This window comes from Enterobacter sp. Taxon_8, assembly GCF_058354585.1.
Genome location: NZ_CM177989.1, coordinates 3,813,101 through 3,838,884 on the forward strand (window position 1 = coordinate 3,813,101; position 25,784 = coordinate 3,838,884).

Annotated in this window: 22 protein-coding genes; 15 read left to right on the forward strand and 7 right to left on the reverse strand. The window is 56.5% G+C overall.

Translation table 11 applies throughout. From position 1 onward, the window contains the following. The first annotated feature begins 1 nt into the window (after position 1). The 3 genes from AC4IBF_RS18130 to AC4IBF_RS18140 all read left to right on the forward strand — a co-directional run bounded on the left by AC4IBF_RS18130 (position 2) and on the right by AC4IBF_RS18140 (position 2,348). On the forward strand, positions 2 to 694 hold the full coding sequence (locus tag AC4IBF_RS18130) for a T6SS immunity protein Tli3 family protein (RefSeq protein WP_240741454.1): 693 nt from the start codon (positions 2 to 4) through the stop codon (positions 692 to 694). A gap of 92 nt (positions 695 to 786) precedes the next feature. Beyond that, a complete protein-coding gene (locus AC4IBF_RS18135; protein WP_491463327.1) occupies positions 787 to 969 on the forward strand; it encodes a PAAR domain-containing protein in 183 nt (60 codons plus the stop codon). Next, a complete protein-coding gene (locus AC4IBF_RS18140) occupies positions 969 to 2,348 on the forward strand; it encodes a hypothetical protein (protein ID WP_491463000.1) in 1,380 nt (459 codons plus the stop codon). Before AC4IBF_RS18135 ends, AC4IBF_RS18140 begins: the two co-directional genes overlap by 1 nt. A gap of 13 nt (positions 2,349 to 2,361) precedes the next feature. Here AC4IBF_RS18140 and AC4IBF_RS18145 read toward each other — a convergent pair whose 3' ends face one another. Beyond that, positions 2,362 to 3,129 (reverse strand): DedA family protein, encoded by a 768-nt coding sequence (locus AC4IBF_RS18145; RefSeq protein WP_008502007.1) that lies wholly within the window; start codon positions 3,127 to 3,129, stop codon positions 2,362 to 2,364. A gap of 128 nt (positions 3,130 to 3,257) precedes the next feature. Then, complete coding sequence (gene araC / locus AC4IBF_RS18150) at positions 3,258 to 4,103, reverse strand: arabinose operon transcriptional regulator AraC (protein ID WP_023310373.1); 846 nt, start codon at positions 4,101 to 4,103, stop codon at positions 3,258 to 3,260. A 337-nt stretch (positions 4,104 to 4,440) separates the two neighbouring features. On the opposite strand from araC, the gene araB reads away from it, so the two are divergent. From araB to rluA, 6 genes are all read left to right on the forward strand, one after another. Continuing rightward, complete coding sequence (gene araB / locus AC4IBF_RS18155) at positions 4,441 to 6,150, forward strand: ribulokinase (protein WP_136195621.1); 1,710 nt, start codon at positions 4,441 to 4,443, stop codon at positions 6,148 to 6,150. Between the two features lie 10 nt (positions 6,151 to 6,160). Beyond that, complete coding sequence (araA, locus tag AC4IBF_RS18160) at positions 6,161 to 7,663, forward strand: L-arabinose isomerase (RefSeq protein WP_032649842.1); 1,503 nt, start codon at positions 6,161 to 6,163, stop codon at positions 7,661 to 7,663. A 47-nt stretch (positions 7,664 to 7,710) separates the two neighbouring features. Then, positions 7,711 to 8,406 carry an L-ribulose-5-phosphate 4-epimerase gene (gene araD, locus AC4IBF_RS18165; RefSeq protein WP_133293763.1) on the forward strand — a complete coding sequence of 232 codons (696 nt, stop codon included), beginning with the start codon at positions 7,711 to 7,713 and terminating at the stop codon, positions 8,404 to 8,406. 74 nt (positions 8,407 to 8,480) lie between these two features. Continuing rightward, positions 8,481 to 10,838 (forward strand): DNA polymerase II, encoded by a 2,358-nt coding sequence (polB, locus tag AC4IBF_RS18170; RefSeq protein ID WP_248175358.1) that lies wholly within the window; start codon positions 8,481 to 8,483, stop codon positions 10,836 to 10,838. Positions 10,839 to 10,966: 128 nt separating this feature from the next. Continuing rightward, the gene (rapA, locus tag AC4IBF_RS18175; protein ID WP_133293761.1) at positions 10,967 to 13,873 is read left to right on the forward strand and encodes an RNA polymerase-associated protein RapA; all 2,907 of its coding nucleotides are present in this window, start codon (positions 10,967 to 10,969) and stop codon (positions 13,871 to 13,873) included. A 12-nt stretch (positions 13,874 to 13,885) separates the two neighbouring features. After that, the gene (gene rluA, locus AC4IBF_RS18180) at positions 13,886 to 14,545 is read left to right on the forward strand and encodes a bifunctional tRNA pseudouridine(32) synthase/23S rRNA pseudouridine(746) synthase RluA (RefSeq protein WP_008502014.1); all 660 of its coding nucleotides are present in this window, start codon (positions 13,886 to 13,888) and stop codon (positions 14,543 to 14,545) included. A gap of 29 nt (positions 14,546 to 14,574) precedes the next feature. Here the strand turns inward: rluA and djlA are convergent, their stop codons facing one another. Further along, positions 14,575 to 15,390, reverse strand: a complete 816-nt coding sequence (gene djlA / locus AC4IBF_RS18185) for a co-chaperone DjlA (RefSeq protein WP_008502016.1) — start codon at positions 15,388 to 15,390, stop codon at positions 14,575 to 14,577. A gap of 239 nt (positions 15,391 to 15,629) precedes the next feature. Here djlA and lptD point away from each other — a divergent pair, with 239 nt between their 5' ends. From lptD to apaH, 6 genes are read left to right on the forward strand one after another with little or no spacing between them, the layout of a single operon-like run. Then, positions 15,630 to 17,981, forward strand: coding sequence for an LPS assembly protein LptD (lptD, locus tag AC4IBF_RS18190; protein WP_111964063.1), 2,352 nt, complete (start codon positions 15,630 to 15,632; stop codon positions 17,979 to 17,981). Positions 17,982 to 18,034: 53 nt separating this feature from the next. After that, a complete protein-coding gene (gene surA, locus AC4IBF_RS18195; protein ID WP_115876459.1) occupies positions 18,035 to 19,321 on the forward strand; it encodes a peptidylprolyl isomerase SurA in 1,287 nt (428 codons plus the stop codon). After that, complete coding sequence (gene pdxA / locus AC4IBF_RS18200; protein ID WP_032660737.1) at positions 19,321 to 20,307, forward strand: 4-hydroxythreonine-4-phosphate dehydrogenase PdxA; 987 nt, start codon at positions 19,321 to 19,323, stop codon at positions 20,305 to 20,307. The genes surA and pdxA overlap by 1 nt, the downstream gene beginning before the upstream one ends. Next, the gene (gene rsmA / locus AC4IBF_RS18205; RefSeq protein ID WP_023310362.1) at positions 20,304 to 21,125 is read left to right on the forward strand and encodes a 16S rRNA (adenine(1518)-N(6)/adenine(1519)-N(6))-dimethyltransferase RsmA; all 822 of its coding nucleotides are present in this window, start codon (positions 20,304 to 20,306) and stop codon (positions 21,123 to 21,125) included. Before pdxA ends, rsmA begins: the two co-directional genes overlap by 4 nt. Before the next feature lie 3 nt (positions 21,126 to 21,128). Beyond that, positions 21,129 to 21,506 carry a Co2+/Mg2+ efflux protein ApaG gene (gene apaG, locus AC4IBF_RS18210; RefSeq protein ID WP_008502021.1) on the forward strand — a complete coding sequence of 126 codons (378 nt, stop codon included), beginning with the start codon at positions 21,129 to 21,131 and terminating at the stop codon, positions 21,504 to 21,506. 4 nt (positions 21,507 to 21,510) lie between these two features. Beyond that, a complete protein-coding gene (gene apaH / locus AC4IBF_RS18215) occupies positions 21,511 to 22,359 on the forward strand; it encodes a bis(5'-nucleosyl)-tetraphosphatase (symmetrical) ApaH (protein WP_491463001.1) in 849 nt (282 codons plus the stop codon). A gap of 35 nt (positions 22,360 to 22,394) precedes the next feature. Here apaH and folA read toward each other — a convergent pair whose 3' ends face one another. From folA to AC4IBF_RS18235, 4 genes are all read right to left on the reverse strand, one after another. Further along, positions 22,395 to 22,874 (reverse strand): type 3 dihydrofolate reductase, encoded by a 480-nt coding sequence (folA, locus tag AC4IBF_RS18220; RefSeq protein ID WP_008502023.1) that lies wholly within the window; start codon positions 22,872 to 22,874, stop codon positions 22,395 to 22,397. 114 nt (positions 22,875 to 22,988) lie between these two features. Further along, positions 22,989 to 24,854, reverse strand: coding sequence for a glutathione-regulated potassium-efflux system protein KefC (gene kefC / locus AC4IBF_RS18225; RefSeq protein ID WP_491463002.1), 1,866 nt, complete (start codon positions 24,852 to 24,854; stop codon positions 22,989 to 22,991). After that, positions 24,847 to 25,377, reverse strand: coding sequence for a glutathione-regulated potassium-efflux system oxidoreductase KefF (kefF, locus tag AC4IBF_RS18230; RefSeq protein ID WP_047173708.1), 531 nt, complete (start codon positions 25,375 to 25,377; stop codon positions 24,847 to 24,849). Before kefF ends, kefC begins: the two co-directional genes overlap by 8 nt. Before the next feature lie 103 nt (positions 25,378 to 25,480). Beyond that, the gene (locus AC4IBF_RS18235; RefSeq protein ID WP_003856439.1) at positions 25,481 to 25,714 is read right to left on the reverse strand and encodes a YgdI/YgdR family lipoprotein; all 234 of its coding nucleotides are present in this window, start codon (positions 25,712 to 25,714) and stop codon (positions 25,481 to 25,483) included. Between the last annotated feature and the right edge of the window lie 70 nt (positions 25,715 to 25,784).

A 25,784-nucleotide genomic window follows, 5' to 3' on the forward strand; every position in this document is an offset into this window, starting at 1 on the left:
GATGAAAGCATTATTCTCAGGCATGGCTGCCGCTGCTGTAATGATGGCTTCAGGCTGTCAGGCCAATGAGCCGCCGACGCAGGTGGTTTACCGTTTCGATGACCATCGTTATCTCGAACTGAAAGGCTGGGACTGTGAAGGTGAGCTCTGGTACACCGATACTCAGCGGGGGATTCATTCTGAACCTGTCAGCCAGTTTTACAGAATATTTACTAAAAAGTTTGTCCATCCCTCAGAACGATACATCGCTATTACAGGCTGGGGAGTCGGTGGGTTTCGTGTCTCTAAGGACTACGGGAAAACGTGGCAGGTTGCACAATTTTCTCCCGGTGGAAACGAACCGGATGGAATGAACTCACCTCCGCGAGATGATGTTCTTTCTTTCACAGTGGTGAATGACCAGGGCTTTCTGCAGACAAAGCGCAGTCTTTATATGTCATCCAGACCGTTTGACGACCCCCGTCTATTGCCCGGTGGTAAGGGTATTCATTACGAACTTCAGGATGGGGGGCAGGGCGATATTACAACAGGAACGGGCGGCTGGGCGTGGGGAATGGTTTATATGACGAAGCAAGGCCTGAAGGACACCGTACAGTCATTGCAGACTAATTGGAAAAACCAACCCGATAAGGTCCCTGAAGTGAAAAGCTATACCGGCTGGGACCATATGCGCTGTGACATGGATGCGCGATAAATGACTAAGGATAAAAAATGAACGGCGTAATTCGCTTAGACGATCCGCTGGCGAACGGTGGAAAAGTGACTTCAGCTTCAGGGGCCAATTTCATGGGTAAACCCGTGGCGCTAAAAGATGACATCGTTGAATGCCTGCTGCACAAAGGGAAGTACCCGATTACAGAGTGCCATCCACGCTGGACGATGCTAGGACGAGGCGTGGTTGTCGACCGGTGTAAAGCGGCGTGCGGGTGTGAAATAAGGACAACGCTGCCAACGGCGGGGGCTATGTGATGGAGTGGTGGTTATATTCGAAGCAGAAAGATGCTGACGTGAAAATGCCAACATTAGCGATCGTTGCTGTGTATGTCGTCGCTGTTGTCGTAGGGATCATTCTTGAGATTGTTAACTGGCCTCAGAATAAACATGTGACGCTATATTTTTTCTTGCCGTCCGTACTGCTTCCGCTCAGCCTGGTAACGTGTCTGGTATTTGCGCTGAAAATGATAATAAGTACGTCAGTAAACTATGCAGAAACTCGCAAATATATAGCAAAAGAGAGGGCTATCCGGCTAAAACGTTTTGCGCGTCAGAACATTACCATTGCAGCCTGGTCGGTTCTCTCTCCGGTCGATCAGCTGGCGCTGAATATGCTAAAGCTTGAAGGTGAGTTTCCGCTGGCGCCCAAAACGCCGCTAAAGATTGAGGCAACCGAAGCGTTTGACCAGACTCCAGACGAAGCCGTCTTTTCGCGCCTGCTCGCGCCGATGGCCGATAAGCTCAAAATGAGTGCGTATCAGCGAAGGGATACATACGTCTGGGTTCGCGGTGGCGATGCGAACTGTGTTGAGGATCTGAGACGAGCGCTGGGAAATCTGAAGTTACACAGTGCGCAAAGCGGCAAAATTCAATTTATCAGCGAGTGCCCTGACTACTCGCTCATCGGGGAATGGATAGCGGCAAGCGACAAGTTCATCGTTAACAGGCTGCTGATCGTCGTCGATATGCATGGTGAAGACGGTGACAGTAAGCGCATGGAAAACGCCTGCGCTTTTCTGTTCACTAACCAATACGTGCATACAGAGGGAGAGAAACCGGTTTATCTGTACCAACCGATGAGTAAGATCACGGACGTAGAAGAAACGATGCCGGTTTATCTGGATGTTGGCCCTGTGACGGCCCCAAAAGCGCTCTGGTACAGCGGATTATCCCGCACGGAAAAATATCCTTTGATGCAGGCGCTGGATGCTAAAAACGCTGTTATGGAACGGCTGGAAATGGAATCCTCACTCGGGGAAAAGAGCGAGGGATACAGATGGCTGGCGCTGGCGCTTGCTGCCGATGCGGTAAAATATGCGCAGGGAACTCAGCTGGTGGCGAATTCAGCAATGAATAAATTTTCCATCACCGCGCTTTCCTCGCAGGATACTCATGTATCCGAAACCTGCCGATGGGACGTTTGGCTGCATCCCTTTATTAATGGGGTAATGACGGGGCTCTTTTTATTATTTTCCTTATTTTTCATTATGATGATAACCAATAAGCCCGGTGAGATGCCTTCCATACTGGTATTAGCGGCAAGCATAATACTCTCTGTTCTGGTTCAAGCGGTAACAGGCGCTTTACTGTCGATCACCAGCTCAAACCGGGCTTACCGAGATATGGGATACTAGAGCGGGAAACCGATTAACGGCTTACCACCTTCAACAGGATCTCGCCGTACACCGGCATCAGCGGGTGGCGAATCAGCGCGACCAGGGCTACCACAGCTACACCCAGCGTCAGCGGGGCCAGCCACAAAAGACGAGAGCGCGGAAGATAGCGCGTCAGGCGATCGACGCTCGCTTTCGCGCTGCGCCACAGCCGCCAGCAGAGCCAGACCGCCAGCCACAGCAGCACCGCCGTGCCCAGCAGCAGCCACTTGAACTCACCGCTTTGCATACCGTCAGGAATATCGATGGCCGCGCCCGCCAGGATCCCCGGCAGGAAATAGAACGGCGGCCAAAAGACGCAGCCGATGATGTTCGGCACCACAAACTTCGCGACGGGGAGATCCAGCATCCCGGCCACCATCGGCACCAGCGGACGCGTTGGCCCAACAAAGCGGCCCACGAGGATGGTAAACATGCTGTGCTGGTGCAGCGCATGCTCGGTTTTATCCAGCAAGGCTTTGTTCTTTTTCATGAACGACCAGCGGTGCAGCGGCTTCTTAAAGCGCCAGCCCAGCCAGAAGGAGATCCAGTCGCCGAGCAGGCAGCCGATAATCCCGGCCAGCCACGCCTGCCAGAAATTAACCTCGCCGCTGCCAATCAGCGCACCAAGCCCTGCCATCATTACGGTGCCGGGCAGGATTAACCCGACGAGCGCCAGCGACTCCAGAAACGCCACCAGCGCCACGGCGATGAGCGAGTACATAACGGACTGGGTAATAAAGTGTTCCAGCAATGCCTGCATAACTATTCCGGTCAGAAAACGAATCAGCGATTCTGCTTAGCGCCCTGCACCGCGTCAAGGCAACAATTGTCTGAATAGTTTACAGGTTGCTTTCTGCATTCACCTGTTTGTTTATCTTTTTTTACCGTTTATTCACATCCCGCGCGAAATTCACTGGGGCTGGCACCGGTACATTTTTTAAATACGCGGGAGAAATAGAGCTGATCCTCAAAGCCCACGTTGCGCCCCACGGTGGCGATGGGCATCCGGGTGGTGCTGAGCAGCAGCTTCGCCTGGCTGATGCGCTGATCCTCGCGCCAGCTCAGTACGCTGACGCCAAGCTGCTGGCGGAACAGGTGCGACAGCCGCGACGGCGACAGGCAGACGTGCTGGGCAACGCTGGCGATATCAAACTGGCTATCGGCCAGGTGGTCGCTGATGTACTGGCAGGCGTCGCGCACGCGGTTATCCAGCGGCGGGTTAAGCGACTCGTTAATCGCCTCCATCCGTCGCAGCAGCAGCTGTTCAAGGAGGTTTATCGCCAGCAGTTCGGCATAGCGACCACCGGCCTGCCCCGCCTCGATAATCTGGGCAAAAAGCTCGCGAAACTGCGCAAGATGAACCTCGTCCGGGCGATAAAAACCGGTGTGCGCAAAAATTGCTGGCCAGGAAAGCCACTCCTGCCAGTAGGCGCGCGGACGGAAGTAAACCCACTGGTGATACCACTCTTTGGCATCAGGATGACGGCCATAGTGGTGGATCTCACCCGGCGGGAACAGCAGGATATCCCCCGGGCGGCAGACAAACTGCTGGTCACCGTTCTTGATGATTCCTTCCCCTCGCACGGTGAGGTTGAGGATATACCCTTTCATCCCAAGCGGTCGGTCGACGTAAAAGTCGAGATATCCCTCAGCCTCGATAGGGGTCAGTCCCGCCACAAGGTGCGCGTTAAACGAGTATCCCGGCAGCAGGGGATCGTTTTGCGTTTCGGCCATAGATTCAGTTCTCCCAAGGGTCCTGAAGGAAACCAATTGTCCATATCACTAAAAGCAGCTTAAAAATGGCCCGCGTAAAGATCTAAAAAGCATCACGCCGCTTTTACGTCCGCCATGTTTCAGCCTTTCCCCCTGATTTCTTCGCCAGAGCAAGCAGATAACCAGTAACAAAAGTGTCTATAAGTGCGGCAGAAATGTCCACATTGAATATTTGCACGGCGTCACACTTTCCGTTGTAACAGCAATTTAGTCCATAAGATTAGCGGATCCTGCCTGACGACTTTTTCCCCCAGTCTCTAATGTTCTTCCATACCTGTTTTTTCGATGGAGCAACACCATGGCAATTGCGATTGGCCTCGATTTTGGCAGCGATTCGGTTCGCGCGCTGGCAGTGGACTGTACGTCCGGCCAGGAGATAGCAACCAGCGTTGAGTGGTACCCGCGCTGGCAAGAGGGGCGCTACTGTGATGCGCCGAACAATCAGTTCCGCCACCACCCGCGTGACTATATCGAGTCGATGGAAGCGGCGATCAAAACCGTCCTGGCCGAACTGACCGACGCCCAGCGATCTGAGATTGTCGGGATTGGCGTCGACAGCACCGGCTCCACGCCAGCCCCTGTGGATGCCGAAGGACGCGTGCTGGCGCTGCGCCCGGAGTTTGCCGACAACCCGAACGCCATGTTCGTGCTGTGGAAAGACCATACCGCCGTGGAAGAGGCCGAAGCCATCACCCGCCTGTGCCATCAGCCGGGCAAAACGGACTACTCGCGCTACATCGGCGGGATTTACTCCAGCGAATGGTTCTGGGCCAAGATCCTCCACGTCACCCGTGCCGACGACTCCGTTGCGCAAGCTGCCGCGTCATGGGTTGAGCTATGCGACTGGGTGCCTGCCCTGCTCTCCGGCACCACGCGCCCGCAGGATATCCGCCGCGGCCGCTGCAGCGCCGGGCATAAATCCCTGTGGCATGAAAGCTGGGGCGGCCTGCCTCCGGCCGCGTTCTTTGATGAGCTCGACCCGATCGTCAACAAGAGCCTGTCATACCCGCTGTTTACCGACACCTTCACCGCCGATATTCCCGTCGGCACCCTCTGCGAAGAGTGGGCGACGCGCCTCGGCCTGCCGCGAAACGTGGCGATCTCCGGCGGCGCCTTTGACTGCCATATGGGCGCCGTGGGCGCGGGCGCACAGCCAAACACGCTGGTCAAAGTCATCGGGACTTCCACCTGCGACATCCTGACGGCGGATAAAGCCACCGTCGGCGACCGCGCGGTAAAAGGCATCTGCGGGCAGGTTGACGGCAGCGTGGTGCCGGACTTCATCGGCCTGGAAGCCGGTCAGTCCGCGTTTGGTGATATCTACGCCTGGTTTGGCCGCGTGCTGGGCTGGCCGCTAGACCAGCTGGCGGCGGCGCATCCTGAACTGAAAACACAGATAGCCGAGAGCAAAAAGCAGCTCCTGCCGCAGCTCACCGAAGCCTGGGCAAAAAATCCGTCTCTCGATCACCTCCCGGTGGTGCTGGACTGGTTTAACGGCCGTCGTACGCCGTTCGCCAACCAGCGTCTGAAAGGGGTGATCGCGGATCTCAACCTGGCAACCGACGCGCCTGCGCTGTTCGGCGGCCTGATTGCCGCAACGGCCTTCGGCGCCCGCGCGATTATGGAGTGCTTCACCGGGCAGGGCATCGACGTGAATAACGTGATGGCGCTGGGCGGTATTGCCCGTAAAAACCCGGTGATCATGCAGGCCTGCTGCGACGTGCTGAACCGTCCGCTGCAGATTGTGGCCTCCGATCAGTGCTGCGCGCTGGGCGCGGCGATTTTCGCCGCCGTGGCCGCAGGGGTCCATGCGGATATCCCGACCGCGCAGCAGCATATGGCGAGCGCCGTCGAAAATACGCTCCAGCCGCGTGCCCAGCAGGCACAACGCTTTGAACAGCTTTATCAGCGCTACCAGCAATGGGCAAAAAGCGCCGAACTTCACTATCTCCCTGTCGCCGCCCCGGCCAAAAGCGCCGCGGACACTACGGCAACCCTGACCCATTAAGGACACGATGATGACCATTTTTAATAACTATGAAGTGTGGTTTGTGATTGGCAGCCAGCATCTGTACGGACCGGAAGCGCTGCAGCAGGTGACAAAACACGCGGAGCACGTCGTTAACGCGCTGAATGCGGAAGCCAAGCTGCCGTGCAAACTGGTGCTGAAACCCCTGGGCACAACGCCGGACGAAATCACTCACATCTGCCGCGACGCCAACTACGACGATAAATGCGCCGGTCTGGTGGTGTGGCTGCACACCTTCTCCCCCGCAAAAATGTGGATCAACGGCCTGTCTATCCTCAACAAACCGCTGCTGCAGTTCCACACCCAGTTCAACGCCTCCCTGCCGTGGGACAGCATCGACATGGACTTTATGAACCTGAACCAGACCGCGCACGGCGGCCGCGAGTTCGGCTTCATCGGCGCGCGTATGCGTCAGCAGCATGCGGTCGTGACTGGCCACTGGCAGGATGGCAAAGCGCAACAACGTATCGGCTCCTGGATGCGCCAGGCAGTCTCTAAGCAGGATACCCGCCACCTGAAAGTGGTGCGTTTCGGCGACAACATGCGTGAAGTAGCGGTCACCGACGGCGACAAAGTGGCCGCGCAGATCAAGTTCGGCTTCTCCGTGAATACCTGGGCCGTGGGCGACCTGGTGCAGGTGGTGAATGAAATCAGCGATGGCGACGTGAGCGCGCTGGTGGACGAATACGAAAGCAGCTACCGCCTGACGCCTGCGGCACAAATCAACGGCGACAAGCGCCAGAACGTGCTGGACGCGGCGCGCATCGAGCTGGGCATGAAGCGCTTCCTGGAACAGGGCGGTTTCCACGCCTTTACCACCACCTTTGAAGATCTCCACGGTCTGAAACAACTGCCGGGTCTGGCAGTACAACGCCTGATGCAGCAGGGCTACGGCTTTGCGGGCGAAGGCGACTGGAAAACTGCCGCTCTGCTTCGCATCATGAAGGTGATGTCGACCGGTCTGCAGGGCGGCACCTCCTTTATGGAGGACTACACCTACCACTTCGAAAACGGCAACGATCTGGTGCTCGGCTCACACATGCTGGAAGTCTGCCCTTCCATCGCGGTAGAGGAAAAACCGATCCTGGACGTGCAGTACCTCGGTATTGGCGGTAAAGCCGATCCGGCGCGTCTGATCTTCAACACCCGCACGGGCCCGGCCATCAACGCCAGCCTGATCGATCTCGGCGATCGTTTCCGCCTGCTGGTGAACTGCGTCGATGCGGTTGAAACCCCACATTCTCTACCGAAACTGCCGGTCGCCAACGCCCTGTGGAAAGCACAGCCGGATCTGCCGACCGCTTCAGAAGCCTGGATCCTCGCAGGTGGCGCGCATCACACCGTCTTCAGCCACGCGCTGGATCTGAACGACATGCGTCAGTTTGCCGAGCTGCATGATATCGAGCTGACCGTCATTGATAACGATACCCGCCTGCCCGCCTTCAAAGACGCGCTGCGCTGGAACGAAGTCTATTACGGTTCAAAACGCTAAGTACGTAATGCCCGGTGGCGCTGCGCTCGCCGGGCAGGGAGACAACAATGTTAGAAGAGCTCAAACGCCAGGTGCTCGAAGCCAACCTGGCGCTGCCGAAACATAATCTGGTGACCCTGACCTGGGGCAACGTCAGCGCCGTTGACCGCGAAAAAGGCGTGTTCGTGATCAAGCCTTCCGGCGTCGATTACTCGGTAATGACCGCAGACGATATGGTCGTTGTCAGCATCGAAACGGGTGAAGTAGTGGAAGGGAACAAAAAGCCCTCCTCCGATACGCCAACCCACCGCCTGCTGTACCGCTCATTCCCGACCATCGGCGGTATCGTGCATACCCATTCGCGCCACGCCACCATCTGGGCGCAGGCGGGCCAGTCCATCCCGGCGACCGGCACCACCCACGCGGATTACTTTTACGGCACTATTCCCTGCACGCGTCTGATGACCGATGCAGAAATCAACGGCGAGTATGAGTGGGAAACCGGCAACGTGATCGTTGAAACCTTCGAAAAACGGGGAATCGACGCGGCGCAAATGCCCGGCGTGCTGGTGCACTCCCACGGCCCGTTTGCCTGGGGGAAAAACGCAGAAGACGCGGTGCATAACGCCATCGTGCTTGAAGAGATCGCCTATATGGGGATCTTCTGTCGCCAGCTGGCGCCGCAGCTGCCAGATATGCAGCAAACCCTGCTGGATAAGCATTACCTGCGCAAGCACGGCGCGAAGGCCTACTACGGGCAGTAAACTGTATATAAACCCAGCATTAAAATCTTAACCAGGCTATAATCAGGCCTGGTTTTGTTTTCTGGGATAACGGCGTGGCGCAGGCGCAAGAAGGCTTTTTACTGACCCGACACTGGCGGGATACCCCTCAGGGCACCGAGGTCGCGTTCTGGCTGGCGACGGACAACGGTCCGCTGCACGTTACGCTCCCCCCGCAGGAATCCGTGGCTTTTATTCCGGAAGCGCACGTCGAAAAAGTGAAAGAGCTGCTGCGCGGCGAAAACGGCTGGCGTATCACTCCGCTTGAGCTGAAAGATTTCCACCGTCAGCCGGTTTACGGCCTCTACTGTCGCGCCCATCGTCAACTGATGCGCTATGAAAAACTGCTGCGCGAAGCAGACGTGACGCTCTACGAAGCGGATATCCGCCCACCGGAACGCTTTCTGATGGAGCGGTTTATTACCGCGCCCGTCTGGGTGGACGGCACCGCGCATAACGGCAGCCTCGTTAACGCGCGGCTGAAGCCGAACCCGCACTACCGCCCGCCGCTGAAGTGGGTATCACTGGATATCGAAACCACCCGCCACGGCGAACTGTACTGCATCGGTCTGGAAGGCTGCGGCGATCGGGTTGTCTATATGCTCGGGCCGCCGAATGGTAATGCCTCCGCGCTGGATTTCCGGCTTGAGTACGTCAGCAGCCGCCCGCAGCTGCTGGAAAAGCTTAACCAGTGGTTTGCCGACTACGATCCCGACGTCCTGATCGGCTGGAACGTGGTACAGTTCGATCTGCGCGTGCTGCAAAAGCACGCCGAGCGTTACCGCATTCCGCTGATGCTCGGGCGCGGCAACAGCGAGCTGGAATGGCGCGAGCACGGTTTTAAGAACGGCGTCTTCTTCGCACAGGCGAACGGTCGCCTGATTATCGACGGCATTGAGGCGCTGAAATCCGCCTTCTGGAACTTCTCTTCATTCTCCCTCGAAGCGGTTGCGCAGGAGCTGCTTGGTGAAGGTAAATCCATCGACAACCCCTGGGACAGAATGGACGAGATCGACCGGCGCTTTAACGAAGACAAGCCCGCGCTCGCCACCTATAACCTGAAAGACTGCGAGCTGGTCACGCAGATATTCCATAAAACCGAGATTATGCCGTTCCTGCTGGAGCGCGCGACGGTGAACGGCCTGGCAGCTGACAGACACGGCGGCTCCGTGGCGGCTTTCAGCCACCTCTATTTTCCGCGGATGCACCGGGCAGGATACGTCGCCCCCAACCTTGGGGACGTGCCGCCGCAGGCCAGCCCCGGCGGATATGTCATGGACTCCCGGCCAGGATTGTATGACTCCGTTCTGGTGCTGGACTACAAAAGCCTCTACCCGTCGATAATTCGCACCTTCCTGATCGACCCCGTCGGGCTGGTGGAAGGCCTGGCCCAGCCGGATGATGAACACAGCACCGAAGGCTTCCTCGGCGCACGCTTCTCGCGGGAAAAACACTGTCTGCCTGAGATAGTGGGAAACATCTGGCACGGCCGAGATGAGGCCAAGCGCCACGGCAACAAGCCGCTATCGCAGGCGCTGAAAATCATCATGAACGCCTTTTACGGCGTGCTGGGCACCAGCGCCTGCCGCTTCTTTGACCCGCGGCTGGCGTCGTCGATCACCATGCGCGGACACGAGATCATGCGCCAGACTAAAGCGCTGATTGAGTCCCGGGGCTATGACGTCATCTACGGCGACACGGACTCCACCTTTGTATGGCTTAAGGGCACTCATTCAGAAGAAGACGCCGCGCAAATCGGCAAAGCGCTGGTTGCCTTCGTGAACAACTGGTGGCAGGAACATCTGCAGAAAGCGCGCTTAACCAGCGCGCTGGAGCTGGAATTTGAAACCCATTTTGCCCGCTTTTTAATGCCCACCATTCGCGGTACCGATCAGGGCAGCAAGAAGCGCTACGCCGGGCTGATTCAGGAAGGCGACGCGCAGCGGATGGTCTTCAAAGGGCTGGAGACGGTACGTACCGACTGGACGCCGCTGGCGCAGCAGTTCCAGCAGACGCTTTATCTGCGGGTGTTCCGCAATGAGCCGTATCAGGACTACGTGCGCGAGACGATAGCCAGCCTGATGGCGGGCGAACTTGACGCGCAGCTGGTGTATCGCAAGCGTCTGCGCCGTCCGCTGGCGGAGTACCAGCGTAACGTTCCTCCGCACGTCCGCGCCGCGCGCCTGGCGGATGAAGAAAACGTCCGCCGCGGCCGCGCGCCGCAGTATCAGAACCGGGGGACCATCAAATACGTCTGGACGATTAACGGCCCGGAACCTGTGGATTATCAGCACTCGCCTCTGGATTATGAACACTATCTGACGCGTCAGCTTCAGCCGGTTGCCGACGGAATTTTGCCCTTCATCGACGATGATTTTGCTACACTGGTTACAGGGCAACTTGGCCTATTTTGACGCGTGACGAAATGGCTGCCATCCAGTACCATAGCGCCCTTTCCATTCCCGGACCCATTTTTCGATGACCGTTTTTTCTGACGGTAGTCGAACTATTGCCTGCAATTAAAGATTAGAGCCGAACAACTATGCCTTTTACACTTGGTCAACGCTGGATCAGCGATACAGAAAGCGAACTTGGATTAGGAACCGTCGTAGCAATCGATACGCGTATGGTTACCCTCCTCTTCCCTGCCACCGGTGAAAACCGTCTGTACGCTCGCAATGACTCCCCTGTAACCCGCGTGATGTTTAATCCGGGTGACACCGTGACCAGCCATGACGGCTGGCAGCTCAAGATTGAAGACGTAAAAGAAGAGAATGGACTGCTCGCCTACATCGGGACTCGCCTGGACACCGACGAGTCAAATGTCATCCTGCGTGAAGTGTTGCTCGACAGCAAGCTGGTGTTCAGCAAGCCGCAGGACCGCCTGTTTGCCGGGCAAATCGACCGTATGGATCGCTTCTCCCTGCGCTATCGCGCGCGTAAGTTCCAGAGTGAACAGTACCGCATGCCGTGGAGCGGTCTGCGCGGCCAGCGCACCAGCCTGATCCCCCACCAGCTGAACATCGCCCATGACGTGGGCCGTCGTCACGCGCCGCGCGTGCTGCTGGCAGATGAGGTGGGGCTGGGTAAAACCATTGAAGCGGGCATGATACTGCATCAACAGCTGCTTTCCGGCGCTGCCGAACGCGTGCTGATTGTGGTGCCAGAAACCCTGCAGCACCAGTGGCTGGTTGAAATGCTGCGCCGCTTTAACCTGCGTTTCTCCCTGTTCGACGACGAACGCTATGCCGAGGCGCAGCATGATGCGGACAACCCGTTTGAAACCGAACAGCTGGTGATCTGTTCCCTGGACTTCGTGCGCCGCAGCAAGCAGCGTCTTGAGCACCTGTGCGATGCCGAGTGGGATCTGATGGTGGTCGACGAAGCGCACCACCTGGTCTGGAGCGAAGACGCGCCGAGCCGCGAATATATGGCTATCGAGCAGCTTGCCGAGCGCGTGCCTGGCGTCCTGCTGCTGACCGCAACGCCGGAACAGCTGGGTCTGGAAAGCCACTTCGCCCGTCTGCGCCTGCTCGATCCAAACCGTTTCCACGACTTCGGGCAATTTGTGGAAGAACAGAATAATTACCGTCCGGTGGCGGATGCCGTCGCGCTGCTGCTGGCGGGCAAGCGTCTTTCTGATGACGAACTCAACACCCTGAGCGATCTGATTGGCGAGCAGGATATCGAGCCGCTTTTGCAGGCCGCTAACAGCGACAGCGAGAACGCGGAATCCGCGCGCAAAGAACTGATCGACATGCTGATGGATCGCCACGGCACCAGCCGCGTCCTGTTCCGTAACACCCGTAACGGCGTCAAAGGCTTCCCGAAACGCGAGCTGCACACCATCAAGCTGCCGCTGCCGACGCAATATCAGACGGCCATTAAAGTTTCCGGCATTATGGGCGCGCGCAAAACGCAGGAAGAGCGCGCTCGCGACATGCTCTACCCGGAACAAATCTACCAGGAATTTGAAGGCGATACCGGCACCTGGTGGAACTTCGATCCGCGCGTAGAGTGGCTGATGGGCTACCTGACCGCGCACCGTTCCCAGAAGGTGCTGGTGATCTGCGCCAAGGCGGCCACCGCGCTGCAGCTGGAGCAGGTCCTGCGCGAGCGCGAAGGCATTCGCGCCGCCGTGTTCCACGAAGGCATGTCCATCGTTGAACGCGACCGCGCCGCGGCGTGGTTTGCCGAAGAGGACAGCGGCGCTCAGGTTATGCTTTGCTCTGAAATCGGTTCTGAAGGCCGTAACTTCCAGTTCGCCAGCAACCTGGTGATGTTCGATCTGCCGTTTAACCCCGATCTGCTGGAGCAGCGTATCGGCCGTCTGGACCGTATCGGTCAGGCCCATGATATTCAGATCCACGTGCCGTATCTGGAAAAAACGGCCCAGTCCGTGCTGGTGCGCTGGTTCCACGAAGGCCTGGACGCGTTTGAACATACCTGCCCGACGGGCCGCACCATTTACGATCAGGTGCATGGCGATCTGATCGGCTACCTGGCCGCGCCGGAAAACACCGACGGCTTTGACGATCTGATTAAGTCCTGTCGTGAGAAGCACGACGCGCTAAAAGCGCAGCTGGAACAGGGCCGCGACCGCCTGCTTGAGATCCACTCCAACGGCGGTGAAAAAGCGCAGGCGCTTGCCGAAAGCATTGAAGAACAAGATGATGACACCAGTCTGATCAGCTTCTCCATGAACCTGTTCGACATCGTCGGCATTAACCAGGACGACCGCGGCGAGAACCTGATTGTCCTGACCCCGTCGGATCACATGCTGGTTCCGGATTTCCCGGGCCTGCCGGAAGATGGCTGTACCATCACCTTCGAGCGCGATGTGGCGTTGTCCCGCGAAGACGCCCAGTTTATCACCTGGGAGCACCCGCTGATCCGCAACGGTCTGGACCTGATCCTCTCCGGCGATACCGGCAGCAGCACCATCTCCCTGTTGAAGAACAAGGCGCTTCCGGTGGGTACCCTGCTGCTGGAGCTGATCTACGTTGTGGAAGCGCAGGCGCCGAAACAGCTGCAGCTCAACCGCTTCCTGCCGCCAACGCCTGTCCGCCTGCTGCTGGACAAAAACGGTACGAACCTGGCGGGACAGGTTGAATTCGAGAGCTTCAACCGACAGCTGAGCGCGGTGAACCGCCATACCGGAAGCAAGCTGGTTAACGCGGTCCAGCAGGACGTGCACGCTATTCTGCAACAGGGCGAAACCCAGATTGAGAAAGCGGCCAGAGCGCTGATTGATGCCGCGCGCGCGGAAGCCGACGAGAAACTGTCTGCTGAGCTGTCGCGTCTGGAAGCGTTGAAGGCCGTGAACCCTAACATCCGTGACGACGAACTGGCAGCGATTGAAAGCAACCGTCAGCAGGTGCTGGAAAGCCTCAACCAGGCTAGCTGGCGTCTGGATGCCCTGCGTCTTATCGTTGTGACGCATCAGTAACCGGAGCGCAAGATGGTGATGGAGCCGTACAATCCGCCGCAGGATCCCTGGCTGGTCATTCTGTATCAGGATGAACACATTATGGTGGTCAACAAGCCCAGCGGGCTGTTGTCCGTGCCGGGGCGTCTGGACGAGCACAAAGACAGCGTGATGACGCGCATTCAGCGCGATTATCCTCAGGCGGAGTCTGTCCATCGCCTGGACATGGCGACCAGCGGCGTGATTGTGGTGGCGCTGAACAAAGCGGCGGAACGCGAGCTGAAGCGCCAGTTCCGCGAGCGCGAGCCGAAGAAGCAGTATGTCGCCCGCGTCTGGGGTCACCCGGCGCAGGCCGAAGGGCTGGTGGATTTACCGCTGATCTGCGACTGGCCGAACCGGCCAAAGCAGAAGGTGTGTTATGAAACCGGCAAGGCCGCGCAGACCGAGTATGAAGTGCTTGAGTACGCGCCGGATAATACCGCGCGCGTCCTGCTAAAGCCGATTACCGGACGCTCGCATCAGCTGCGCGTGCATATGCTTGCGCTGGGTCATCCGATTCTGGGCGACAGGTTTTACGCGCCGCCTGAAGCGCTGGCCTTAGCGCCACGTCTGCAGCTGCACGCGCAGACGCTCACCATCACCCATCCGGCCTTCGGTAACGCGATGACGTTTAAAGCCCCGGTGGACTTCTAAAAAAAAGCCCGACATCGTCGGGCTTTTTTTTATTTGAAACCTTTCTTCTCTTTAATCAGTTCGTACGCTTTCTGAATTTCCTGCGCTTTTTGCTTTGCCATCTCCATCATTTCTGGCGGTAAGCCTTTCGCGACCAGCTTGTCCGGATGGTGCTCGCTCATAAGCTTACGATAGGCACGTTTGATCGTGGTCTGATCGTCAGAGGGCTTAACGCCAAGCACATTGCAGGCATCTTCCAGCGTTGGACCACGCTGCGCCTGCTGCCAGGCACCGCCGGACGACTGCTGGTGATAGCCACCGCCAAACTGTGCCCCGCCCTGCATCATGCGCAGGAACTGGTCGAACTGCATACGGGAGATGCCCAGCTCTTCCGCAATGACGTAGAGCACGTCACGCTCATTAGGGTGTAGTGAACCGTCCGCGAAGGCCGCCTGGATTTGAATTTCCAGAAACATCCGAATTAAATCAAAACGTCCAAAACAGATGCTGCGGAACTGACGCATTTTTTCGCGAAGCGGATAGTTATCGGATTTCCCGATGCGAAACGCATTTTGCGCTTCCAGACGGGAGTCGCCGTGCAGGTTCATGCGATCCATAAAAACGCTGGCAATCTGAATATCGGCTTCTGTGACACGCCCTTTGGATTTGGTTAAGTGCCCCATGACCTCAAAGGTGGTGGAGAAAAAGAGTGACTGACGCTCGCGCTGATTGGCAAACCAGGCCATTTTGCGGCTGCGCGCCTTATCAAACATATGGCCAATAATAAGCCCCAGCACAATTCCCCAGAACCCGGCACCCATGATGATGGCGAACGCAACGCCGATTATTTTACCCCAATACTGCATATACTCCCCGGATAGTCATATTCCTTGCCGACGCAACGTCATCATCACTGTGTTCAAGTCACGGTCAATTGAAGGACATCGCCTATAATTTGCTTTATCATACTCGTCATTCGATAGCGAGCCTAACACTCTGGCACGCAAACGGGCAGGATTAACGCTGGTACTGCGCAGATGAGTAAGATAGTCTCTGAGCGTTTATAAGCCGTAGCCACTGATGACGGAACAATAAAATACAACGTATGAAAAAACGTATCCCCACCCTCCTGGCCACAATGATTGGCTCCGCCCTGTACAGTCAACAGGGTCTGGCGGCCGATCTCGCCTCGCAGTGTATGCTTGGCGTCCCAAGTTATAATCGCCCACTGGTGAGTGGCGATACAAATAGCTTGCCGGTAACTATTACTGCCGACAGTTCAAAAGGGACTTACCCTGACAATGCCACGTTTACGGGCAATGTAGATATTAACCAGGGCAATAGCCGCCTGCAGGCAGATGAAGTGCAGCTGCACCAGAAACAACCGGAAGGTGCGGCCGAGCCGGTACGAACGGTGGATGCGCTGGGTAATGTGCACTATGACGACAATCAGGTCATCCTGAAAGGTCCGAAAGCCTGGTCAAACCTGAATACGAAAGATACTAACGTCTGGAAAGGTGATTACCAGATGGTGGGTCGCCAGGGGCGCGGTGACGCAGACCTGATGAAACAGCGCGGTGAAAACCGCTATACGATCCTGGAAAACGGTACGTTCACGTCATGTCTGCCGGGTTCAAATACCTGGAGCGTGGTCGGGAGCGAGGTTATCCATGACCGCGAAGAACAGGTCGCAGAGATCTGGAACGCCCGCTTCAAGCTGGGTCCGGTGCCCATATTCTATAGCCCTTATCTGCAGCTTCCCGTGGGTGACAAACGTCGCTCCGGTTTCCTGATCCCGAATGCCAAATACAGCACCACGAACTACTTTGAGTTCTACCTGCCGTATTACTGGAACATCGCGCCAAACATGGATGCGACGATCACGCCGCACTATATCCACAAGCGCGGCAACATCATGTGGGAGAACGAGTTCCGCTATCTGACCCAGGCCGGTGCGGGTCTGATGGAGCTGGATTATCTGCCGTCGGATAAAGTTTTCCAGGACGAGCATCCAACCGAAGGCGATAAGCACCGCTGGATGTATTTCTGGCAGCATTCCGGGGTGATGGACAAGGTCTGGCGTTTCAACGTCAACTACACCAAAGTCAGTGACCCGAACTACTTCAATGATTTCTCATCCAAATACGGTTCGAGTACCGATGGTTATGCCACACAGATTTTCAGCGTTGGCTACGCGGTTCAGAACTTCGATGCGACGGTAACCAACAAACAGTTCCAGGTATTCTCCAGCCAGACGGCAAGTACCTATGGCGCCGAGCCTCAGTTGGACGTTAACTGGTACCAGAATGACGTGGGTCCGTTCGACACTCGTATTTATGGCCAGGCCGTGCATTTTGTGAACACCAATTCCAATATGCCGGAAGCCACCCGTGTTCACCTGGAGCCCGTTATCAACTTGCCATGGTCGAATGACTGGGCAAGCCTGAATACGGAAGCCAAGCTGATGGCGACCCATTATCAGCAAAAAAATATTGATGATTACAATACCAGCAACAACGCCCATCTTGAGGAATCCGTAAACCGTACGCTTCCGCAGTTCAAAATGGACGGTAAGCTGATCTTCGAACGCAATATGGCACTTCTGGCGGATGGCTATACCCAGACGCTGGAGCCACGTATGCAGTACCTGTACGTGCCTTATCGCGACCAGAGCAACATCAATAACTACGACTCCTCTTTACTGCAATCTGACTATAGCGGCCTGTTCCGCGATCGTACCTACGGCGGCCTTGACCGCATCGCCTCAGCGAACCAGTTAACGACCGGGGTCACATCGCGCGTTTATGATGACGCTGCCGTTGAACGTTTTAACGTTTCTGTTGGTCAAATCTACTATTTCACCGAGTCTCGCACGGGCGATGACAATATTAAGTGGGAGAAAGATAACAAGACAGGTTCGCTGATTTGGGCTGGTGACACCTACTGGCGTATGACCGATCGTTGGGGTCTGCGCGGCGGCGTCCAATATGACACCCGTCTCGACAATATCGCCAACAGTACGGCGGCGATTGAGTATCGCCGGGATGAAGATCGTATGGTGCAGTTGACCTATCGTTATGCCAGCCCGGAATATATTCAGGCGACGCTACCGAACTATGGTACTGCCGAGCAGTATAAAGACGGTATTTCGCAGGTGGGTGGCGCAGCGAGTTGGCCAATCGCCGACCGCTGGTCAATCGTAGGCGCGTACTACTTCGACACTAACGCCAATAAAGCTGCTGACCAGATGGTGGGCCTGCAGTATAACTCCTGCTGTTACGCGCTGCGTCTCGGCTACGAACGTAAGCTTAACGGCTGGAACAGTGAAAACAATCAGAGCAAATACGATAACGTGATTGGCTTTAACTTCGAGTTACGCGGCCTGAGTTCCAACTACGGCCTGGGTACGCAGAAAATGCTGCGCTCGAATATTCTGCCGTACAGTAGCGCCTTGTAATGTGCTTGATTTGCAACGTAATCCGCTTTGCGGTTAATTGAAATGGAAAAAGTATGAAGAACTGGAAAACGCTGCTGCTCGGTGTCGCTATGGTTGCGAATACCAGCTTCGCCGCCCCCCAGGTTGTTGATAAAGTCGCTGCTGTGGTTAACAACGGCGTCGTGCTTGAAAGTGACGTTGACGGTCTGATGAAATCGGTGAAGCTCAATTCGGGTGAAGCCGGTCAACAGCTTCCGGATGACGCCACGCTGCGCCACCAGATCCTGGAGCGTCTGATCATGGATCAGATCGTTCTGCAGATGGGGCAGAAAATGGGTGTGAAGATCACTGACGAGCAGCTCGATCAGGCGATCGCTAACATCGCGAAGCAGAACAATATGTCTTTAGACCAGATGCGCAGCCGTCTGGCCTATGACGGCATCAGCTACGCCACCTACCGTAATCAGATCCGTAAAGAGATGCTGATTTCGGAAGTGCGTAACAACGAAGTGCGTCGCCGCGTGACTATCCTGCCTCAGGAAGTGGACGCGCTGGCAAAACAGGTGGGTAACCAGAACGATGCGAGCACAGAGCTGAACCTGAGCCACATCCTGATCCCACTGCCAGAGAACCCAACTTCCGATCAGGCTGCGGAAGCTGAAAGCCAGGCGCGTTCTATTGTCGAACAGGCGCGTAACGGCGGAGACTTTGGCAAGCTGGCTATCACCTACTCCGCTGACCAACAGGCGCTGAAAGGCGGCCAGATGGGCTGGGGACGTATTCAGGAGCTGCCATCCATCTTTGCTCAGGCGCTGAGCACGGCGAAGAAAGGGGATATCGTGGGTCCAATCCGTTCAGGCGTGGGCTTCCACATTCTGAAGGTGAACGATCTGCGTGGCCAGAGCCAAAATATCTCCGTCACCGAAGTTCACGCTCGCCACATTCTTCTGAAACCGTCACCGATCATGACTGACGATCAGGCGCGTGCGAAGCTGGAACAGATTGCAGCAGACATTAAGAGCGGTAAAACCTCTTTTGAGAAGGCAGCAAAAGAGTTCTCTCAGGATCCAGGCTCTGCTAACCAGGGCGGCGATCTGGGCTGGGCGGCTGCGGATATTTACGATCCTGCCTTCCGCGATGCGTTGATGAAGCTGAACAAAGGCCAGATCAGCGCGCCGGTCCACTCTTCGTTTGGCTGGCATCTGATCGAGCTGATGGACACCCGTAACGTTGATAAAACGGATGCGGCACAGAAAGACAGAGCCTACCGTATGCTGTTTAACCGTAAGTTCTCTGAAGAAGCAGCCACCTGGATGCAGGAACAACGCGCCAGCGCATACGTGAAAATTCTGAGCAACTAATGAAACAGCATCGTGTTGTGATCACGCCCGGCGAACCCGCCGGGATTGGGCCTGACCTCGTTGTCCAGCTCGCCCAGCGCAGCTGGCCTGTAGAACTGGTTGTCTGCGCCGATGCAACACTGTTACAAGACCGGGCAACGCTGCTCGGTCTGCCTTTAACGCTTATCCCTTACGTTGAAGGCCAACAGCCTGCACCGCAGCAAGCCGGTACACTCACCCTTCTTTCTGTTCCGCTTCGTACACCGGTTATTCCGGGCCAGCTCAGCACGGAAAACGGCCACTATGTCGTGGAAACCCTGGCGCGCGCCTGCGACGGTTGCCTGAAGGGCGAATTTGCCGCCCTTATTACCGGTCCCGTCCATAAAGGCGTCATCAACGAAGCGGGTATACCGTTTACCGGGCATACGGAGTTCTTCGAAGAGCGCTCACGGAGCCCGAAAGTGGTGATGATGCTGGCGACGGAGGAAATGCGCGTTGCGCTGGTGACCACCCATCTGCCGATCAAAGCCATTCCGGATGCGATCACCCCTGAACTCCTGCGCGAGATCATCGGGATTTTGCACCACGATCTGCAGACAAAGTTTGGGATACCGCAGCCGCATGTGCTGGTCTGTGGCCTGAATCCGCACGCCGGCGAAGGCGGGCACATGGGCACCGAAGAGATCGACACCATTATTCCGGTGCTCAACGAAATGCGGGCGAAGGGGATGAACCTCAGCGGGCCGCTCCCTGCAGATACTCTTTTCCAGCCGAAATACCTGGATAATGCCGACGCCGTGCTCGCGATGTACCACGATCAGGGCCTGCCCGTGCTAAAATACCAGGGCTTTGGCCGCGGGGTGAATATCACCCTCGGTTTACCCTTTATTCGAACGTCCGTTGACCACGGTACTGCGCTGGATCTGGCAGGCCAGGGGAAAGCGGATGTCGGCAGTTTTATTACGGCGCTTAATCTCGCCATCAAAATGATTGTTAATACTCAATGACTAATCGAGTCCATCAGGGCCACTTAGCCCGTAAACGTTTCGGGCAAAACTTCCTTAACGATCAGTTCGTGATCGAAAGCATTGTCTCGGCTATTAATCCGCAAAAAGGTCAGGCGATGGTCGAAATCGGCCCGGGTCTTGCCGCGCTGACCGAGCCGGTAGGCGAACGCCTTGACGAGCTGACCGTCATCGAACTGGACCGCGATCTGGCCGCTCGCCTGCAAACGCACCCGTTCCTCGGGCCGAAGCTGACCATCTATCAGCAGGACGCCATGACCATGAACTTTGGCGAACTGTCGGAAAAAATGGGCCAGCCGCTGCGCGTCTTCGGCAACCTGCCGTACAACATCTCCACGCCGCTTATGTTCCACCTCTTTAGCTATACTGATGCCATTGCCGACATGCACTTCATGTTGCAAAAAGAGGTTGTTAACCGTCTGGTTGCAGGCCCGAACAGTAAAGCGTATGGTCGTTTAAGCGTGATGGCACAATATTACTGCAACGTGATCCCGGTACTCGAAGTACCGCCGTCAGCGTTCACACCACCACCGAAAGTGGATTCAGCGGTTGTGCGCCTTGTACCGCACAAAACGAAACCGTATCCGGTTAAAGATCTGCGTGTACTGAGCCGCATTACCACTGAAGCCTTTAACCAGCGTCGTAAAACGATCCGTAACAGCCTCAGCAATTCCTTTACCGTTGAGGTGTTAGCCGAACTGGGAATCGACCCGGCAATGCGTGCGGAGAACATTTCCGTAGAGCAATACTGCAAGCTGGCTAATTACATCAGCGATAATGCGCCGCCGAAGGAGAGTTAAGCCATGATTGATTCGCCCCGCGTATGTGTCCATGTACAAAGCGTCTATGTTGAATCGCAATCCTCGCCGGATGAAGAGCGTTTTGTCTTTGCTTACACCGTGACCATTCGCAATCTGGGGCGGACGCCCGTGCAGCTGCGCGGACGCTACTGGCTTATTACCAACGGCAATGGCCGCGAAATCGAAGTTCAGGGTGAAGGTGTGGTCGGTGAACAGCCCCACATCGCCCCTGGCGAAGAGTACCAGTACACCAGCGGCGCGGTGATTGAAACGCCGATGGGTACGATGCAGGGCCATTATGAAATGGTCGATGTCGATGGCAATGATTTCCGCGTTGCCATTCCCGTGTTCCGTCTCGCCGTAACCACACTTATTCATTAATCTAATGTCTACATATCTGATTGGCGACGTTCACGGTTGCTACGATGAACTGATCGCATTATTAAAACAGGTCAACTTTACGCCAGGACAGGACACGCTCTGGCTGACGGGCGATTTAGTCGCGCGTGGCCCCGGCTCCCTTGAAGTATTACGTTTCGTCAAATCGCTGGGCGACAGCGTCCGCATGGTGCTGGGCAATCACGATCTGCATCTGCTGGCGGTGTTCGCCGGGATCAGCCGCAACAAACCTAAAGATCGCCTCACTCCGCTGCTGGATGCGCCGGACGCGGACGATCTGATTAACTGGCTTCGCCGTCAGCCGCTGCTGCAGGTCGACGAGGAGAAAAAGCTGGTCATGGCGCATGCCGGGATCACCCCGCAATGGGATCTTGAGACGGCGAAAACCTGCGCGCGCGACGTTGAGGCGGTGCTGGCAAGCGACTCGTATCCTTTCTTCCTCGATGCCATGTACGGCGATATGCCGAACCACTGGAGCGAGGATCTCAGCGGTCTGGCCCGTCTACGCTTTATCACCAACGCCTTTACCCGCATGCGCTTCTGCTTCCCGAACGGACAGCTGGACATGTATTCCAAAGAGACGCCGGAAAGTGCGCCCGCTCCGCTGAAACCGTGGTTTGCCATTCCGGGGCCGGTGACAAGCGAGTACAGCGTGGTATTTGGTCACTGGGCGGCACTGGAAGGAAAAGGAACGCCGGAAGGGATTTACGGTCTGGATACCGGATGCTGCTGGGGCGGAGAGTTAACCTGTTTACGCTGGGAAGATAAAGCTTACTTTGTGCAGCCGTCCAACCGACAGCTGGACTTAGGGGAAAGTGAGGCCGTTGCCTCCTGAATCATTCCCTCTCCCGGGCGGGAGAGGGACATCACTTAACGACGTTCCAGAATCTCGAAGCAGTAGCTATGGGAGTTCTGTGCATCCGCGTCGTGGAATTCACTGAATACCGATTCCCACTCGTCCGGATCGTAGTCCGGGAAATGAGTATCCCCTTCCACTTCTGCATCAATGTGGGTCAGATACAGCTTCTGCGCTTTTGGCAGGAACTGCTCGTACACGCGCCCACCGCCGATCACCATGATCTCTTCGGCATTGCCGCATGCAGCAATCGCCTCGTCGACTGATTTTACCCATTCGACGCGATCGTCAGTGCCCGGCTGGCTGCTGATAACGATATTCTTACGGCCCGGCAATGGACGACCAATCGACTCCCAGGTCAGGCGGCCCATCACTACCGGCTTGTTTAACGTAGTACGTTTAAACCATGCGAGATCGGCAGGCAGGTTCCACGGCATGGCATTTTCCATACCGATAACGCGGTCCACCGCCAGCGCTGCAATCAGACTGATCATTGAAAATTTCCCGGATGCAAAAAATTGCCGCCACTATACGGAAAGCTTAATCTTTCGTCGACTGGCGGCAGAGTAAAGATAAAGAAATTTTTTAATATTGCTGGCAACTCCACTTCACGCGGAAGGTTTACTCTCCGGTTCGTCAGACGGATCGCCGGTATGCTTGCCCTCTTCCGTGCCCTGCCAGCCGTGACGCTGGATCAGCGACAGGTGATTACGGTCCTCGTTAATGATTTCCGTCAGCATGGCGCTGGTGCGTTTAAACACCGCCGCGCGCTCGGTGGCCGTACTCCCGGCCATCGCCGCCATCTCTTCGACCATCTCGGTGTTAAAGCGGCGGAACAGGTCCGCCCGCTCGCGCGCTTCATACGCGCCGAGCCCCAGATTTTCCAGCGCCATACGGCCAGATTTCAGCGCGCCTTCGAAGGTTTCACGCTCGGGGGCTTCTACGCCCGCTTGCCTGAGACGGATATAATGATCCACATCGCGGGCACGGGAAATAATGGTCAGATCCGGGAAATGTTCTTTCGCCATTTCCACCATCTGCATGCTGGTCTCCGGATCGTCAATCGCGTTAATCAATACCTCCGCTTTGGCCGCACCGGCGGATTCCAATAGATCGACGCGGGTCGCATCGCCGTAAAATACCTTCATATCAAATTTACGCAGAGTATCGACATGGTCGGGGTCGTGATCGAGGATAACCATTTTCACCCCGCTGGACAGCAGCAGACGGCCAACGATCTGCCCGTAGCGGCCAAATCCGGCAATGATGACGCGCGGCTGTTCTTCGTCAATTTCATCGGCTTCGCGCTCCTGCTCGCTACCCGATTTTTCCAGACGCGTCAGCACCACCAGCAGAACGGGCGTTGCGGCCATCGAGAGCGCGACCGCCAGCGTCAGCGCTTTCGCCCACTCGGGATCGAGCACGTTTGCCATCTGCGCAGCGCCAAAAACCACAAACGCAAATTCGCTCCCCTGCCCCAGCAGAACCGCAAACCAGCTGCGCTGCTTATTTGGAACCTTCAGCGGACGCGCAATCAGCCACAGCATTACCATTTTAATGATCAGGAAGCCGACGAGCAGGATGACGATCCGCAGCGGGTGCGTCACCAGCGTGCCGAAGTCGACGGACATCCCCACGCCGATGAAAAACAGCCCCAGCAGCAAGCCTTTAAACGGCTCGATATCGCTTTCCAGCGCGTGACGGTATTCCGAGCTCGCCAGCAGGACGCCTGCGAGGAACGCCCCCATCGCCATCGACAGCCCGGCTTCTTCCAGCAGCAGACCAAAGCCAAACACCAGGAACAGCGCCACGGCGCTGAACACTTCGCGCAGGCCTGAACGGGCAACAAACCGCAGCAGCGGGCGGGTCACGTAACGGCCAAGCAGCACCACCAGCGCCAGCGCGCCCGCCACCTTCAGTGCCGACAGCGCGAAAGCGCCCAGCGTGGTAGAGGAACCGCTGGCTGCCAGCAGCGGGATCATCGCCACCAGCGGAATAGCGGCAATATCCTGGAACAGCAGCACCGAGAACGCGCTACGTCCCATCTGGGATACCGTCAGATTTCGCTCGTTCATCGCCTGCATGGCAATAGCCGTTGAGGAGATCGCCAGCGTCATGCCGATGAGCTCTGCCACTTTCCAGTCCATACCCAGCAGGATGCAGAACCCACCCAGCAGCAGGCCGCAGGCCACCATCTGCAGTGCCCCTCCGCCAAATACCGAGGCGCGAAGCTTCCACAACCTCTGGGGATCGAGCTCAAGGCCAATCACAAACAGCATCAGCACAACGCCGATTTCAGCAAAATGGAGAATCGCCTCGGCATCCGTGACCAGTCGAAAGCCCCACGGCCCAATGACGCAGCCCGCAATCAGATAGCCGAGAACAGAGCCCAGCCCCAGGCGTACCGCCACGGGCACAATCAGCGCCGCCGCGCCGAGGTAAATCAGCGCCTGTATCAGCGTATGGCTATCCATGGTGCGTCTCCTGCCACTCAAGTAAGCGTTGTTTATAATGGCGAGCCTGCGCCTGTAGCGTTTCATCGTCGCAAACAAACGTGCAGTGCATCGCAAAAGGCGGGAGCCAGTTCAAACCGCAATAGAGCGCTGTCGCCTGCAGCGGCTGCGCCAGGACGTCAAAACCCGGGAAGGAACCGATATCAAAATGGCTTTCCCCACCGCCGGTGGTGACCGCCCACATCAGGCTTTTCCCTTTTAGCGCATGGCCGTTGTGTCCATACGCCCAGCCGTGGGAGAAGACTTTATCAATCCACAGTTTCAGCAGCGGGGGCGTGCTGTACCACTGCATGGGGTGCTGCCAGATAATCAGATCGGCACGAGAAAGCGCCTCCTGCTCGGCGGCGATATCGATATTAAAATCGGGATAAAGTTGATAGAGGGAACGTATCTCTACGTTATCAAGCGTCCTTACCTGCTCAAGCATCCGCTTATTCGCATGCGAGTGCTGCGGATAAGGATGGGCATAAATTATCAGAATCATTGATTAGCCTGTTGTTACTGCTTTCTTTTAACAAAAGAGTGTAGTCAGTAATTCAACAGGCTAATAGTGAATATTATTGACGGGCTTACGTCAGAATTCTGAATTAGTTATCCAGCTCGCCCATGGATTTCACCTGGTCACGGTTAATCTGCTCGGTTTGGCCGGTTTCGGCGTTTTTGTACGACACCAGACCGGTATCGTCATCCACCTGCGGTTTGCCGTCGGTGACGATGGTTTTGCCATCGGTGGTTTTTACGGCCTGATTAGACGAACAGCCCGCAACGGTAAACATTGCCGTAGCAGCCAGAACGGAAGCGATCAGTAATTTATTTTGCATGGTGTTTTCCCCTGCTCTCAGTTGAATTTCGTTATCGACCTAACCATTTTAGGCTAACTGACTGAAAGCG